General features: G+C 59.6%; 14 protein-coding genes and 1 tRNA gene. 9 read left to right on the top strand and 6 right to left on the bottom strand.

What is annotated here, in order from left to right; all coding sequences use genetic code 11:
* Positions 1 to 47: 47 nt before the first annotated feature.
* Positions 48 to 446 (bottom strand): PA3611 family quorum-sensing-regulated virulence factor, encoded by a 399-nt coding sequence (locus FHK95_RS00070; protein WP_150302547.1) that lies wholly within the window; start codon positions 444 to 446, stop codon positions 48 to 50.
* A 119-nt stretch (positions 447 to 565) separates the two neighbouring features.
* A complete protein-coding gene (locus FHK95_RS00065) occupies positions 566 to 1,354 on the bottom strand; it encodes an IclR family transcriptional regulator domain-containing protein (protein ID WP_150302545.1) in 789 nt (262 codons plus the stop codon).
* A gap of 225 nt (positions 1,355 to 1,579) precedes the next feature.
* Here FHK95_RS00065 and FHK95_RS00060 point away from each other — a divergent pair, with 225 nt between their 5' ends.
* Positions 1,580 to 2,896, top strand: coding sequence for a short-chain fatty acid transporter (locus FHK95_RS00060; RefSeq protein WP_150302543.1), 1,317 nt, complete (start codon positions 1,580 to 1,582; stop codon positions 2,894 to 2,896).
* 78 nt (positions 2,897 to 2,974) lie between these two features.
* Here FHK95_RS00060 and FHK95_RS00055 read toward each other — a convergent pair whose 3' ends face one another.
* The gene (locus FHK95_RS00055) at positions 2,975 to 3,904 is read right to left on the bottom strand and encodes a DMT family transporter (RefSeq protein WP_150302912.1); all 930 of its coding nucleotides are present in this window, start codon (positions 3,902 to 3,904) and stop codon (positions 2,975 to 2,977) included.
* 186 nt (positions 3,905 to 4,090) lie between these two features.
* On the opposite strand from FHK95_RS00055, the gene FHK95_RS00050 reads away from it, so the two are divergent.
* The 5 genes from FHK95_RS00050 to FHK95_RS00030 all read left to right on the top strand — a co-directional run bounded on the left by FHK95_RS00050 (position 4,091) and on the right by FHK95_RS00030 (position 9,832).
* On the top strand, positions 4,091 to 4,747 hold the full coding sequence (locus tag FHK95_RS00050) for a response regulator (RefSeq protein WP_150302540.1): 657 nt from the start codon (positions 4,091 to 4,093) through the stop codon (positions 4,745 to 4,747).
* A 12-nt stretch (positions 4,748 to 4,759) separates the two neighbouring features.
* Positions 4,760 to 5,131, top strand: coding sequence for a diacylglycerol kinase (locus tag FHK95_RS00045; protein ID WP_150302538.1), 372 nt, complete (start codon positions 4,760 to 4,762; stop codon positions 5,129 to 5,131).
* Between the two features lie 105 nt (positions 5,132 to 5,236).
* Complete coding sequence (locus FHK95_RS00040) at positions 5,237 to 8,734, top strand: hybrid sensor histidine kinase/response regulator (RefSeq protein WP_150302536.1); 3,498 nt, start codon at positions 5,237 to 5,239, stop codon at positions 8,732 to 8,734.
* Between the two features lie 50 nt (positions 8,735 to 8,784).
* Positions 8,785 to 9,519, top strand: a complete 735-nt coding sequence (locus FHK95_RS00035; protein ID WP_150302533.1) for an AzlC family ABC transporter permease — start codon at positions 8,785 to 8,787, stop codon at positions 9,517 to 9,519.
* Positions 9,506 to 9,832: an AzlD domain-containing protein gene (locus tag FHK95_RS00030; protein WP_150302530.1), complete on the top strand. Its 327-nt coding sequence runs from the start codon at positions 9,506 to 9,508 to the stop codon at positions 9,830 to 9,832. Before FHK95_RS00035 ends, FHK95_RS00030 begins: the two co-directional genes overlap by 14 nt.
* A gap of 10 nt (positions 9,833 to 9,842) precedes the next feature.
* On the opposite strand, the gene FHK95_RS00025 is transcribed toward FHK95_RS00030, so the two are convergent.
* Genes FHK95_RS00025 through FHK95_RS00015 form a run of 3 tightly spaced genes read right to left on the bottom strand, consistent with a single transcriptional unit; the run spans position 9,843 to position 12,969 of the window.
* The gene (locus FHK95_RS00025) at positions 9,843 to 11,072 is read right to left on the bottom strand and encodes an MFS transporter (RefSeq protein WP_150302528.1); all 1,230 of its coding nucleotides are present in this window, start codon (positions 11,070 to 11,072) and stop codon (positions 9,843 to 9,845) included.
* 59 nt (positions 11,073 to 11,131) lie between these two features.
* Entirely contained in the window at positions 11,132 to 12,214 is a 1,083-nt protein-coding gene (locus FHK95_RS00020) for a metal-dependent hydrolase (protein ID WP_150302526.1), read from the bottom strand.
* A 59-nt stretch (positions 12,215 to 12,273) separates the two neighbouring features.
* On the bottom strand, positions 12,274 to 12,969 hold the full coding sequence (locus tag FHK95_RS00015) for a crotonase/enoyl-CoA hydratase family protein (protein ID WP_150302524.1): 696 nt from the start codon (positions 12,967 to 12,969) through the stop codon (positions 12,274 to 12,276).
* A 196-nt stretch (positions 12,970 to 13,165) separates the two neighbouring features.
* Here FHK95_RS00015 and FHK95_RS00010 point away from each other — a divergent pair.
* From FHK95_RS00010 to FHK95_RS20090, 3 genes are all read left to right on the top strand, one after another.
* Positions 13,166 to 13,256 (top strand) — tRNA-Ser (locus tag FHK95_RS00010).
* A gap of 166 nt (positions 13,257 to 13,422) precedes the next feature.
* Positions 13,423 to 13,794 carry an outer membrane protein assembly factor BamE domain-containing protein gene (gene bamE, locus FHK95_RS00005; RefSeq protein ID WP_178114661.1) on the top strand — a complete coding sequence of 124 codons (372 nt, stop codon included), beginning with the start codon at positions 13,423 to 13,425 and terminating at the stop codon, positions 13,792 to 13,794.
* Positions 13,795 to 13,995: 201 nt separating this feature from the next.
* On the top strand, positions 13,996 to 14,207 hold a 212-nt coding region (locus tag FHK95_RS20090), incomplete at its 3' end, for a hypothetical protein (RefSeq protein WP_206668509.1).

The following is a 14,207-nucleotide window of genomic DNA, read 5'->3' as shown; positions in this document are numbered from 1 at the left end:
ACGCTTCCAGATCCGTCTGCCATGACCTGCGTCATGTCAGTTTCAGCTCACAACGACTGACAATGCTCAGCGATAAAACGTTGTGTCAGAACCGGCTGCGTGGAGTCGGTCAGGACAAAGTGGTAGGTCAGGGTAGCGCCCAGATCCATCAAGCGACGAAAACGTTGGTTGGCGCAGACGCTGGCCTGCAGCTGGGTGCGAACCACAAGTGGATCGCCCTGCAGTTTCTTCGCATAGTCGGGCTCGACCGATAGGACATTGACCAGCTGTTTACCATCGACGGTAAACCCTTCGTCGGTGATCTCTTCATTGATGGCGCGTGGCGTCCCCTCACTGCTGACGATCGCCACCTCTTCCAGCATTTTTTGCAATTGCATGTCGCGAAGTGACGCCCCGTGCGCTGGCACGACTGCGGACAAGACTAGGACAAGACTTAACCAACGCATGAGATCTCCACCTGCTTATAAGAAAGTTCTAACTGTCGGACCACGTGCCAATGCAGTGGTTCGTCATTGTGATCCGCTTCGGTTGCGTTGTCTTGTCTTGCCGGCTTGAGGCGCGTAGGTCAGCCAAAGGATGAGCGCACCAACGAACGTACGGTATCGGCCAGTGCTTGCAGCTTGGGCAGGTAGTCCTGAGTCAATACCTCCATGGACACCCGCGCTGCATTAGTGCTGATATTGATGGCGCCCAGCAGGTCGCCGTTATTGGCAAAAACAGGCACGGCCACCGACCTCAGCGCCAGATCAAGTTCCTGATCCAGGACTGCATAACCCTGTTCGCGAGCCTGTACTATCCGTTCCTGCAGCGCAGCCCGGGTGGTAACCGACGACGGCGTATGGGCTTCCGGCTGCACGCGATCAAGGAAGGCCTGCAGCTCCGCTTCGGGCAGTTGCCCCAGCAGAACCCGACCCATGGATGTATACGCCGCTGGCAAGCGCGTACCCACAGACAGCGTGATACCCATCAGGCGGTGGGGCGCGGCTGAACGCAGCACGTATACCACCTCGTCGTTATCGAGCACGGTCAGCGAGGAGGATTCGCCCAGCTCGGCGGTGATGTTCTGCAGGTAATGCTGGATCACGTCGCGGTGCTGGTTGGAACTCTGGTAGGCATAGCCCAGTTGCAGCACCCGTGGCGTCAGCTCGAATAGCCTGCCGTCCCGGTGTATATAGCCGAGCGCGTGCAGGGTGAGCAGAAAGCGGCGGGCCTTGGCCCTATCCATTGCCGTACGAGCGGCCACTTCGCTCAAGGTCATCCGCGGGCAGTCAGAGCCAAATGCCTGCAACACCTGCAGCCCCGATGCCACAGCCCCGACAAAATCCCGATCTCCTGGTTTAAGAATATTCTCCACAGCGCTTTCTTCCTCAGACCCCCTAATGGCGAGCACGACAATACCAGCCGGTCGGCGTGCACACACTCATCTGACATCGTTAGTAAGACTAAAGATGCGTTGACGCAGTAAAAGCCTAAAGGGCATCATGTTCGTGTAAAAAACATATGTTCGCACACCGAACATCTTGTGGCTAGAGTCTTGCCATCTTGATTTCCAAACTTCAAAAACAGCGGGGCCTTCCTGATGGAAGCTTTAACGAACTTTTCTGTGAAAATTGTTCAGCGTTACCTGCCAAGTGCGTTCGTACTGGCGGTACTGCTGACTCTCGTCGTGGTGCTGATGGGGATGGGTATCACCAGTCAGACCCCGATGGAGATGGCAAGCTATTGGGGTAACGGTTATTCCAAATTGTTCACCTTCGGTATGCAGATGGTGCTGGTGCTGCTGACGGGCTATGTGCTCGCACTGAGCCCGATAGTGCAGGCCATGCTGACGGGTCTTACCAAGCATGCCAGCACGCCGAAACAGGCGCTGGTGCTGGTGATCGTCGTCAGCTTCGTCTGCTATTACCTGAACTGGGGTTTTGGCATGGTGGTGGGCGCTATCCTGGCCAGGGAAATGGGCCGTCGCGTGGCTATCCACTTTCCGTTGTTGGTGGCAGCCGCTTACGGTGGTGAGCTGGTTCGCGGGCCTTCCTCGTCGATCCCTCTGGTTATTGCCACCCCCGGCCATTTCATGGAAGAGGCAATCGGCATCGTCCCGGTATCGCAGACGCTGTATGCCAGCTGGAATATATTTCTGACGATAGCGCTGCTGGTGCTACTGGTCAGCTTCTTCATGTTGCAGAAGCAACCCAAGGACATCATCCAGCTGCAGGACGATGGTTCAGATGATCTGGATTATGGTCCCGTCGACAAGACCGGCATGAGCCCCTCGGATCGTCTGGAAAACAGCCGCTGGCCGATATTGCTGCTGGGCCTGTTGGCCGCGGCCTATCTGGTGGGTTACGTCACGGATTCGGGCTTTTCGTTCAACATCAATATCGTCATCCTGATCTTCCTGGCGCTGGGTCTGTTGCTGCACAAGAGCCCTGCCACGTATCTGAAAGCAGCGGGCAAGGCAGTCACGGCAGCGCAGGGGATCATCGTGCAGTTTCCGCTGTATGCCGGCATCGCCGGGATGATGACCGGCTCCGGGTTGGTTGCGGAGTTCTCCCAGGCGATGATCACTATCTCCACACCAGAAACCTTTCCGCTGCTGACCTTTCTGGCTGCCGGCATCGTGAACTTCTTCATCCCGTCCGGCGGTGGTCAATGGGCGATTCAGGGCCCGATCATGATGGAAGCGGCTTACGCCCTCGGTGCTGATCCGGCGCAGACCATCATGGCCTTTACCTGGGGTGACGGCTGGACCAACCAGATTCAACCCTTCTGGGCGCTACCCTTGCTCGGTGTGGCAGGTCTCTCGGCGCGGGACATCATGGGCTATCTGTTGATCTGGCTGGGCATTTCCGGCGTGGCGATCAGCGGCACCTTTGTCCTGGTGTCGATGTTCACCTAGCACCACGCAGTTGCGTTATCGAATCCCGCAGCGGGCACACCGCTGCGGGATTTTTTTATTGGGTGCAATCTGATCACCTCAATGGTGACCCGCTGGCTCCTGCTGTACCGGTGCGATGGCCCGGCGGCGTTCCAGGTAGATGGGTACGAGCTGGGCCAGCAGCATGCCGGTCAGCATCAATGCGCAACCAATGAAGCCGCGCAGGCTCAAGGTCTCGCCGAGGATCAGCCAGGCGGCCAGCGCTGCGAACACAGCTTCCAGGCTGAGGATGATGGCTGCGTGGGAAGTAATGGCGTCCTTTTGTGCGACGACCTGCAGCGTGAACCCGATGCCGACTGCCAGCAGCCCGCCATACAGAATCGCCGGTGCAGCCAGCACGATGCTCGGCCAATCGAATTGTTCAAAGATCAGTGCGAGCAGCAAGCTGATCACGGCGCACACCACAAACTGCAGAAAGGCCACGCGGATGGGGTCGTAACGGCTCGCCAGCGCGCCCACCAGCAGCACGTGAACGGCCCAGCAGGCGGCACCGACCAGTTGCAACCAGTCTCCGGGTGCCACGCTATAGTCGTCATTGATGCTCAACAACAACATACCCACCAGTGCCAATAGCGCGCCGGCCCAGGTACCTATCCCGGTGCGCATGCCGATGAACAGGCCGAACACGGGCACAAGAATGACGTACAACCCGGTAATAAAACCGGAGTTGGTCACGCTGGTGAACATCAAGCCGATCTGCTGCAGGTTGATGCCCAGTGTTAATACCGTACCGAGCAGCAAGCTGCCGACCACCATGGGTCGACTAAACTGGCGGTGAGGCTGGTCAGTTTGCGGGCGCGCCAGCAGCACCAGCGGCAGCACGACCAGCGCGCCCAGTAGAAAGCGCAGGCCGGTATACAGGAAGGGCCCTATATGTTCCATGCCCAGACTTTGCGCGACAAAAGTACTGCCCCAGATCACGGCAGTAATAAGCATCAGGGCGTCTGCCCGATAGGCTCGAGGATTCATGAGCGACAACCACCCGAAAAAGGCGGAGAGTATGAACCTCCACACGCCCATATAACAGATGCCGTCGTGTTGCGAATCCAGCAACGGTTTGTGCCGAAGCGATTTGACGCCGATGGCGTCAGCTGGCACGCTCTCGCTGCTGTTTGAAGGACTACTAACAATAACAGTTCAATTGGAAATCCAGGTATGGGCCCCACTTACGATATTCTGATCGCTGACGACCATCCGCTTTTCCGTAGCGCACTGCGTCAGGCACTGAGCAGCGGCCTGGAGGCTACTGTGCAGCTGACCGAGGCCGGCAGCATCGTCGAATTACAGTCGCTGCTCGAAACGCGCAGGGACTGGGACCTGGTACTGCTGGACCTGAACATGCCCGGCGCCTATGGCTTTTCCGGCCTGGTATTACTGCGCGGGCAATATCCGCATATCCCCGTGGTGGTGATTTCCGCCCAGGAAGAAGCCTCGGTCTACAAGCGTGCCAAGGATTTTGGCGCCAGTGGATTCATCCCCAAGTCCTCGACCCTCGAGGGTATTCAGCAGGCCGTGCAGGAAGTGCTCGATGGCGGCGTAAGCTGGCCCCCCGCGGTGGATGACGCCGGATCGATATCCGATGAAGAAAAAAACATCAGCGCCCAGCTCGCCAGTTTGACACCCCAGCAGTTCAAGGTGCTGACCATGGTCTGCGACGGCTTGCTCAACAAGCAGATTGCCTACGAGCTCAGCGTGTCTGAAGCCACCGTCAAGGCGCATGTGACGGCGATCTTTCGCAAGCTTAATGTGCGTACTCGCACCCAGGCGGCGCTCGCTTTGCAGCATATGGAGCTGACGCGCGCCGCTCAGTAGGCAGGATTGATAATGGAAGAGAACCCTCACAAGGGCGTGACAGGGTTGCGCCGTGTATGGCTTGCTACCGGTTACTCACTGGACGGCCTGGCAGTTGCCTACCGCGGTGAGGCGGCATTTCGGCAACTGGTGTGGCTGGCCGCCGTGCTCATTCCGGTGGCGCTGATTTTGCCATTGGACGCTATTTCCCGCGCATTGCTGATCGGCAGTGTGCTGCTGTCGCTGATTATCGAACTGCTTAACTCCGCTATCGAGGCAGCTATTGACCGCATTTCGCTGGAACGTCACCCGCTCTCCAAAGCGTCCAAAGACATGGGCAGCGCCGCGCAACTGATCGGTCTGATCATGATTGCGGTGGTGTGGGGGCTGGTCCTGCTGGGCTGAACTGCCTGGCCAGGCAACACGACCTAGGTCTGAATAATGCGCACTGGGCAAAGCCAGACGGCGCTGCCAAACTATCATTTTGCACAACAGGCCTGATTACTGCTCATGATGCTCACCGGCGGATTGGTCGCCACGATTTTCATCTTGTACATCGTCCTGCTGTTCGCAATTGCGTTCTGGGGTGACCGACAGCCTGGCGAGTTCAATCCGCGCCTGCGGGTGTGGGTCTTCGGCCTGTCGTTGGCCGTCTGGTGTACCAGCTGGACCTTCTTCGGTGCCGTGGGCATGGCGGCCGGCCAGTTATGGGCGTTCCTGCCGATCTATCTGGGCCCGGTATTACTCTTTCTGTTTGGCTGGCGCCTGTACGCGCGCATGATCGCCATCAGCAAACAGGAAAACATCACCTCCATTGCCGATTTTATCGCCTCCCGCTATGGCAAGTCGCAGGGGCTGGCGGTGATGGTTACCTTGTTGTGTCTGGTCAGTGTGCTCCCCTATATTGCCCTGCAGCTCAAAGGCATTGTGCTGGGGTACAACCTGCTGACTGCGTCCTCACCTGCCGCCGGGCTGGCGGCCGGGGAGGCTGGCGCCGCGGAGGACACAGCACTGGCCGTTACCCTGGTGCTGGCGCTGTTCGCCATTCTGTTTGGTACGCGCAGCCTGGATGTCACCGAGCACCACCGCGGCATGATGCTGGCCATTGCCTTTGAGTCGCTGGTGAAGCTACTGGCCTTTCTCGCCGTCGGCGCCTTCGTTACCTTCAGTCTCTATAATGGTGTCGGCGATCTTTTGGAGCGCGCATCGAACAGCGCCGAGCTGGCCGAGTACTGGGAACGCGAGACGCTGTACACCAGCATCCTGTTCCAGACCTTCATTGCGATATTGGCTTTCCTGTGCCTGCCGCGTCAGTTTCAGGTGGCCGTGGTGGAGAATATTCACCCTGGGGATCTGCGCCTGGCACGGTGGGTATTTCCCGGCTACCTGATCCTGGCAGCGCTGTTTGTCGTGCCCATTGCCCTGGCGGGGCAGATGACCCTGGGACCGGCAGTGTCCGCTGACTCCTATGTCATCAGTATTCCCTTGACCGAAGGCCGACCGGTGCTGGCGATGCTGGCCTTTATCGGCGGTGCTTCAGCGGCAACCGGCATGGTGGTAGTGGCTGCCATTGCGCTGAGTACCATGGTCTCCAATGACGTGGTCATGCCTTTACTGCTGCGTAGCCGGCACCGCTCTGCGCAGTCCTATGAAGAGTTCCGCGGATCGCTACTCAACGTTCGGCGCACCAGCATTCTGGTGATCCTGTTGCTGGCGTATGTCGTCTACCGGTTGATCGGCTCGGCGGGCAGCCTGGCCAATATCGGTCAGATCGCCTTCGCTGCCATCGCTCAACTGGCCCCAGCCATGTTTGGCGCGCTGTTCTGGAAGCAGGCCAACCGTAGCGGTGTATTCACCGGGCTGACCATCGGTATCACTCTGTGGCTGTACCTGCTGATTTTCCCGGCAATGGGCACCGGGTTGGGGCTGAATTGGCAGGGATGGCCTTTGCTGGCGCAATTGCATGGTGACTCCTTCGGCCTGCCAATCGATAACATCACGCTGGGCAGTCTGATTGCGCTGGCCAGCAATTTTGTCGCCTTCGTGCTGGTGTCCCAGTCAAGCCGCACCCGTGTGCTGGAGCACTGGCAGGCCAGTCGTTTCGTCAGCGAAGACGGCCAGATGTGGGCCAACGGACCTAGCCGCTCATTGTTGCGGGTAACGGTGAATGATCTGCTCGAGCTGGCCTCGCGTTTCGTCGGCGAAGAGCGTGCCTACTCCAGCTTCGAACGCTTTGCCGCAGGTCAGAATACCGCGTTGGTGTCCTCGGTGGCGGCCAACAGCGGCTGGATAACGCATACCGAGCGCCTGCTGGCAGGCGTACTCGGTGCCTCCTCGGCGCGGGTTGTGGTGAAGGCGGCGATTGAAGGGCGCGACATGCAGTTTGACGATGTGGTGCGCATCGTCGACGAAGCAACCGAGGTGCTGCAATTTAACCGAGGGCTGCTGCAGGGCGCGATCGAAAACATTACCCAGGGCATCAGCGTGGTGGATAAGGAGCTGCGCCTGGTGGCATGGAACCGGCGTTATCTCGAGATGTTCCAGTACCCGGAGGGGCTGATTGTCATTGGCCGACCAATCGCCGATCTTATTCTGTGCAATGCCAGGCGCGGGCTCTGTGGCCGGGGCGATGCGCAATCCCACGTGGACAAACGCATCAACTGGATGCGCCGCGGCACCGCCCACCGTTCAGAGCGCTTGTTCCCCACCGGCCAGGTGATCGAGATCATCGGTAACCCGATGCCCGGCGGCGGCTTTGTCATGAGTTTTACTGACATTACCGCGTTCAAGAAAGCCGAACAGGGACTCAAGGAAGCCAACGAGAGCCTGGAGCAGCGTGTGGCCGAACGGACGCGGGAGCTGTCGGAGCTGAACAAAGCGCTCATCCAGGCCAAGGCGCAGACCGAGCGCACCAGTCAATCCAAGGGCCGCTTCCTGACCGCCGTCAGCCACGACCTGATGCAGCCGATGAACGCCGCGCGGCTGTTCTCGGCGTCGCTGGCCCACCAGCACAACCTGCCCGCCGAAGCCCAGGAACTGGTGCGCCATCTCGATACCTCCTTGCGCTCGGCTGAAGATCTGATTTCCGATCTGCTGGATATGTCACGCCTGGAAGCCGGTCGGATCACACCTGAGTGGAGTGATTTTCAGCTCAATGAGCTGCTCGAGACCCTGCGCATAGAATTCGGCGCACTGGCGGCGGAGCAGGGCGTCGATCTGCGGGTGCGCAGCAGTCGCTTGCCGGTGCGCAGCGATCCCCGATTGCTGCGCAGAATATTGCAGAACTTCCTCACCAACGCGTTCCGCTATGCCGGTGACTCGCGCGTGCTTATTGGCGTCAGACGCGCCGGAACCCAGGTCCGCATCGAGGTATGGGATCAGGGCCCGGGGATTCCCCGCGACAAGCTGGAAGTGATTTTCGAGGAATTCCAGCGTCTGGACAGCCATCGCGTTCAGGCCGAGAAGGGACTAGGACTGGGCCTGGCGATCACCGATGGACTCTGTCGAGTGCTTGGGCATCAGCTGGCCGTTCGCTCCTGGCCGGGGCGCGGCAGCGTATTCAGCGTCACCCTTCCGATTGCGCGCTCCAGCGGGACGCGCAAGGTGTCCAGTCAAACACAGGCAGCCCCTGCGGTCAGCGGGGCGCAGGTACTATGTATCGACAACGAGCCGAACATTCTGGCCGGCATGCGCAGTCTGCTAGGTCGCTGGCAATGCAACGTCGTGACCGCCCGCAACCGCAGCGAGATAAGCAGCATCCTGGAACAGGGTTTCAGACCGCAGTTGGTGCTGGTGGATTTCCACCTGGATGATGGCGACACAGGGCTTGAAGTCATGCAGTGGCTGCGCGAACAGCTCGGCGCTGACTTGCCGGGGGTGGTTATCAGCGCCGATGGCCGCAACGAACTGGTGACCCGCATACGTCTGGCGGGCCTCGATTTCCTGCCCAAACCCGTCAAACCGGCAGCAATGCGGGCACTGATCAGCCGCTACGTGACCTTGCAATAGCGCCACACCACGCCTTAACCTTCCCGATTACCACGCAGAGTTATGTATCCATGTCGTCGCGTTTCAAGCAGGCGCTACTGGGCGCGCGGGATACCATCCCCATGCTCGTTGGTGCGGCCCCCTTCGGAATCATCTTTGGAACCCTGGCGGTCTCATCCGGGTTATCGGTGGCTGCAACCCTGGCGATGTCGATCTTCGTCTTTGCCGGTTCAGCGCAGTTCATTGCCGTCAGTCTGATCGCATCCGGTACCGGGTTGGCGGTCATTCTGGTGACAACCTTCGTCGTCAACCTGCGGCACATGCTCTATAGCGCCAGCCTGCTGCCCTACGTCAAACACCTGCCGCAGCGCTGGCGCGTCCCGCTGGCCTTCTGGTTGACCGATGAAACCTACGCCATCGTGCAAAACCATTACCTGCGCACGCAGGTGCCGCTCGAGCACAAGCATTGGTACTTCCTTGGCTCCTGCCTGGCGATGTACAGCAACTGGGTGGCCTGTACGGTGATCGGCGTGCTGCTGGGCAGTTCATTGCCGGGCATGGCGGGGTGGGGGCTGGACTTTGCCATGGTGGCGACCTTCATTGGTATCGTCGTGCCGTCGTTGCGCAGTCGTCCCATGGTGGTGGCAGCACTGGTTGCAGCCGCTGTGGCACTCCTGGCGCATCCCTTGCCGTACAAGCTGGGGCTGATACTGGCGGCGCTGGCGGGCGTGATAGCGGGTCTGCTGGCGGAACGGCTTAATAGCGCAAAGCCCATTGATCTGGAGGTGCCCAATGAGCAACGCTGAGATCGTGCTGATTGTTGGGATGCTGTTGATCACCTTTACCATCCGCTATGGGCTGTTTGCGGTGGGTCACCGTGTGCGCTTCAGCCCGTTGCTCAGCCGAGCCCTGAGTTATGTCCCGGTGGCCGTGCTGACCGCCATTGTCGCGCCAGCGATGTTCATGCCGGACGGGCAGCACTGGCACCTGGCGCTGGACAATGCCTATCTGTTTGGCGGCCTGGCGGCGATTGCCATCGCTGCCGCATGGCGCAATCTGCTGGCGACCATTGCTGGCGGCATGCTGGTGTTCGTTCTATGGCGCTGGCTGTTTGGCTAATCAGCTCAGCTCAGCTCAGCGTCACGCGGCCGCTGCGCACCGCCACGACGATCAGGCCAAATGCGGCTGCCGACACCACGACCGTGAAGCCTAGAATCGAATTGCCCAGACCAATCAGATCACTGAGAAAGCCCAGCGTCAGCACAACGGTGGCCATGGTCAGATACGCCAGCAAGTAGAACGCCGAGGTAATACCCCCGCGGTCAGCCGGCGGCGCGACTTCACTCACTGAAGCAATCGCCACCACGCCGGTAGCGCCCGCGCCAAAGGCCGTAGCCAGGGTGGCAAAGGCGAAAATCCAGGCTGAACTGAACAACACCGCCGCGGCCATCGCCAGCAACCCGGCCATCAAGGTAGAGGGGCCTAACAGCAACATGCGGCTGACCGGTTGGCGCTGACAGGCGAACTGGCTCATGCCCGCCAGCAGCTGCCAGGCTGCGGCGAACAAGCCCGCCGTGGAGCGGTCACCGATACCCACCAGATTGGTTGCCAGTGAGGGCCCGAGGGAGCCGTAAAGGCTGCCGGTCGACCACGCCAGACTGATGGCTGCGCCGGCAAAGGCGAACACGCCGAGCATCTCTCGCGGCATCTTGATCCTCGTGGGCCGCCAGGTCCGCCAGCTGAAATCTGCGCGACGCTGTCCGAGATGCGTTGGCCAGGGCGCTGTAAGCAAGAGAGCAATGGTGGTCATGCTGAGCAGAACAATTATTACGAAGGGCCAGAGGCCGGCGTCGATACCCCAGCGCAAGGCCAATGAACTCACCGTGGGTCCGGCAAAGGCGCCCAGGGTGAAAAACAGTGCGGACAGCGTGGCGCCCCGGGCCCAGTTGCCATCCGGCTCCATTTCCACCACGGCAGCCGAAGCCGCGCCGGTGATGACCCCCGTGCCTATCCCGGTGAGTATGCGGGCAACGCCTAGATCGACAATATCCTCGGCAAACATGAACATCACGGCACTGATGATCGTCAGCAGCATGCCCGGCACCAGCACCTGCCGGCGGCCCAGCTTGTCCGATAGCGAGCCCAGCGTCAGCAGGGTCGTGGCCACACCGAAGACATAGACAGAGAACACCGCGGTCAGCGCCATGGAGGAGAAGCCCCACTGAACCTGCCATACGGCATACAACGGCGTCGGCAGGTTGCTGGCGAAAATGGTGGTGAAAATCGCCATCAATGCCGCCGCCATGGCCAGCCTGTTTCTACTCTGCGGGATGGCCTGAACGCTATCGCCTATTATCATCGGAGTGCCTGTGTGCTGCGCAAAAGCGCCGATTATCGCAGAGTGCGGAGCGGGACGCTTCAGTCATCATTGCTTGCTGAACTGCTTGTGGCCGCAGGTTGGTCCATATCAGCTGCCAGCGCGGCGATCGATAGCGCGTACTCCTCGTCGAAGGCGCGGCGCTTGAGGTCTTCCAGTCGCGACCAATCCGCGTCGGACTCTGGCCAATACTCGACATGCTCGATGGGCTCGAATGTGCCTGAGTCAGCGTCGCGTGTTGCCAGCGCAAAACGGAACGGGTGATAGCCCGGCATACCCAGGCGCAGGTCGGTCACTACCCAGTCATTGCCGATCAGGTCATAGCGCAGCAGGCCCCGGGTAAACCAGCGCAGCCGTTCGTGCTGCGGAGAATCGCGCAACGCCGGCTGCGCCGCACTGGCATTGCGCGGTAGCCGTTCAAGCGCCGGCGGGCTGGAATCGAGCCAGCTGACCAGGCCTTCGTAATAGTCATCGCCATCCACCGCCACCACACGCCAGAGCAGGGTATTGAAAGGCGTCGGTGCGATGAAGGTGTGCTGTGGTGCGATATCATCCCGCTCGAGCGCTTGCTCCAGATTACGCTCAGCCATCTGCTTGCCTAACAGGGTGCTGGCCAGATACAGGCTGCTCAGGCCCAGCACCCAGTACTGCAGGTGGATGCCCCGGCGCCGCAAGCCAAACAGCAGACAGCCGACTACTGCCAACAACAGCGGCACGGTGTACAGCGGGTCGATAATGAAGATGCTGGAGATCGCCACCGGCGGCGTGGTTAGCGGCCAGAACAGTTGCGTGCCGTAGGTGGTAAAGGCATCCAGCAGCACGTGAGTAAAGAGGATCAGGGCGATGCAGGCAAACAGCCTGCGCCCCGAATACTCGGCATGCGGCCACACTTTGCGCACCAGCCAGGCGAGCAGGGTAGCGACCACGGCGAGGACAAATACCGAATGGCTGAAGCCGCGGTGGTACGTCATATCCGCCACCGCGTCGCCAAAATCAATCACCACATCCATATCGGGCAAGGTGCCGAGCATTGCGCCGTACATCAACGCCTTGCGTCCCTGCCAGCGACCCAGCACCGCGCCCTGAATGGACGCTCCCAGCATTGCCTGCGTTATCGAATCCATATTGCCCAGCCGTTATGACGAAGCGGACAGGATACTCAACCCTGAGTGCCGGCGCAGCGTCAGCCTAATACAGAGTGTTGACGGTCCAGTTCGATAGAGCGGTCGAGCAGCTCCAGCAGTTCGCGGCGCGCCTTGAGTTTGGTGTTGCGGTGAGCGGTCATGTTCAGTGTCCCGAGCTGACGAGCGACCTCCAGGGCGCGCTCCTCAAGCTGGTCGGCCGATACGACCTCGTCGAGAAAACCTGCGGTGACCGCCGTCTCCGGCGCAAACATTTCGGCGTTGATCACCGCGCGGTTGAACGCAGCGGGCGTCAGACGTGCCCGCGCCAGTTCGGTGCCGGCGTGGTGCATGGTCATGCCGATGGCAACCTCGTTCAGGCCCAGCTTGAACGGGCCTTCGACGCCAAGTCGATAGTCGACTGACAGCAGCAGAAACGCGCCCTTGGCAATCGCATGCCCAGTACACACCGCCACCACGGGGAAGGGGTGGGACAGTAACCGGCGCGACAATGTCGAGCCCAGTTCAACCAGTGCTTTGGCCTGGTCCGGCCCGGCAGTCATTACCTTCAGATCATAACCACCGGAGAAAATCCCCGGCTTGCCGCTGATTACCACCACCGCACGGTCAGCCTCGGCCTGATCCAGCGCCGCATTGAATGCCGCGAACACATCCGGCGACAGGGCGTTGGCCTTGCCGTTGTCCAGATTCAATCGGGCGATACCCTCAGCAAATTCGTAACTAACCAGAGCGCTCATGCATTCATCCTCATCGTGGGTGTGGCATCCAGACGCCACGTATGACGAGCAGTGTACCAAGTTAAATTTGACCGGCGAGTCTCACAGGTAACGACCAAATTTATAGTGGTATCAAGCAAATAGCGTTTGCCAAAGCAGGGATGTTTCGGTAAATTAGCGCGCCTTGGACACAGGGGTTACCCTGCCTTCAAGATCCGGAGAGGTGTCCGAGTGGCTTAAGGAGCACGCCTGGAAAGTGTGTATACGTTAATAGCGTATCGAGGGTTCGAATCCCTCTCTCTCCGCCAGATGAAAAGAATGGGTGCATTTTCGAGTCAAATCAATGACTTAGGGGGTGCGCCCATTTTTCGTTTTACCACCTCTGTTTACCACCTCTGATTCGATCCCTTTGCGCTGTGTACCTACCCAAACTACTTGATGCTATGTTTGGCCCTTCTATCAGGAGGAGGCACGATGAAAAGGATCGGGATCGTAGGGCTGGCTATGGCGATGCTCGCGCTTGGCGGTTGCGCCGGGACGGGAGGAGGGATGGGGAGTGTCGAGAAGACCAATGCGCTGATTCCCGGCATGACGACCGAAGAAGTGCGGGCCGTTCTCGGCCAACCTGCTCAGTCCCAGTTCGTTGAGGGTAATCTGGTGTGGAAGTACTCGCTTCACCAATACTGGAAGGGATACGTTCCGTACTACCTTGTCTTCGATGAGGGTAAGCCGCCTACGCTCCGGGGATGGTTTGCCAACGAGCAGGAATACGCTCGTCAACAGCAGCTCTGGATGCAAGCGATTCCGCCTACCCAGCGATATGAAGTAGACATGAACGTACACTGATCAAAACCGCGGTCCGGTCAGTTGCATATAAGCACGCACAAGCAAGCACCAGGGTGTCTTGGGAGGGGGAGCGACATCCCCTCCAGTTCGGCGAAGATCGATTAACACACAGTTATGGAGAATCAGGACTTCGAGTCGTGATCTCTGGATCCCCTTAACTCATGTGTCTGTCGCAAGGCCGAACCTCTAGGATGCTTATCCATGTCATTTCACACTGCAACACCTCTTGTCCGTTTCAACCTTCATCTTCACCGCCTCCACATCACCCCGCTTATCCGTATTGCAGACCGACTCGCTTCAGAGAAGGGCCGGGACGTCCGTCTCGGAGAAGCTCTGGAGCTGATCCTCAATGCTGGCCTGTCGAGAAGCGATGATGCATTGCTGGCGCTCGGTAAGCGTCCGGCAATCCCGTC

This window comes from Pseudomonas saliphila, assembly GCF_008638345.1.
In the GTDB taxonomy this organism is placed as follows: domain Bacteria; phylum Pseudomonadota; class Gammaproteobacteria; order Pseudomonadales; family Pseudomonadaceae; genus Halopseudomonas; species Halopseudomonas saliphila.
Note: the sequence above shows the minus strand (reverse complement) of the source record. Positions and strands in the feature narration are given on the sequence as shown.

What these genes read in the sequence shown, in the direction of transcription:
- FHK95_RS00070 (WP_150302547.1), bottom strand. Translation starts at nt 446, where the DNA reads ATGCGTTGGTTAAGTCTTGTCCTAGTCTTGTCCGCAGTCGTGCCAGCG.
- FHK95_RS00060 (WP_150302543.1), top strand. Translation starts at nt 1,580, where the DNA reads ATGGAAGCTTTAACGAACTTTTCTGTGAAAATTGTTCAGCGTTACCTG.
- FHK95_RS00055 (WP_150302912.1), bottom strand. Translation starts at nt 3,904, where the DNA reads ATGAATCCTCGAGCCTATCGGGCAGACGCCCTGATGCTTATTACTGCC.
- FHK95_RS00050 (WP_150302540.1), top strand. Translation starts at nt 4,091, where the DNA reads ATGGGCCCCACTTACGATATTCTGATCGCTGACGACCATCCGCTTTTC.
- FHK95_RS00045 (WP_150302538.1), top strand. Translation starts at nt 4,760, where the DNA reads ATGGAAGAGAACCCTCACAAGGGCGTGACAGGGTTGCGCCGTGTATGG.
- FHK95_RS00040 (WP_150302536.1), top strand. Translation starts at nt 5,237, where the DNA reads ATGATGCTCACCGGCGGATTGGTCGCCACGATTTTCATCTTGTACATC.
- FHK95_RS00035 (WP_150302533.1), top strand. Translation starts at nt 8,785, where the DNA reads ATGTCGTCGCGTTTCAAGCAGGCGCTACTGGGCGCGCGGGATACCATC.
- FHK95_RS00030 (WP_150302530.1), top strand. Translation starts at nt 9,506, where the DNA reads ATGAGCAACGCTGAGATCGTGCTGATTGTTGGGATGCTGTTGATCACC.
- FHK95_RS00025 (WP_150302528.1), bottom strand. Translation starts at nt 11,072, where the DNA reads ATGATAATAGGCGATAGCGTTCAGGCCATCCCGCAGAGTAGAAACAGG.
- FHK95_RS00020 (WP_150302526.1), bottom strand. Translation starts at nt 12,214, where the DNA reads ATGGATTCGATAACGCAGGCAATGCTGGGAGCGTCCATTCAGGGCGCG.
- FHK95_RS00015 (WP_150302524.1), bottom strand. Translation starts at nt 12,969, where the DNA reads ATGAGCGCTCTGGTTAGTTACGAATTTGCTGAGGGTATCGCCCGATTG.
- bamE (WP_178114661.1), top strand. Translation starts at nt 13,423, where the DNA reads ATGAAAAGGATCGGGATCGTAGGGCTGGCTATGGCGATGCTCGCGCTT.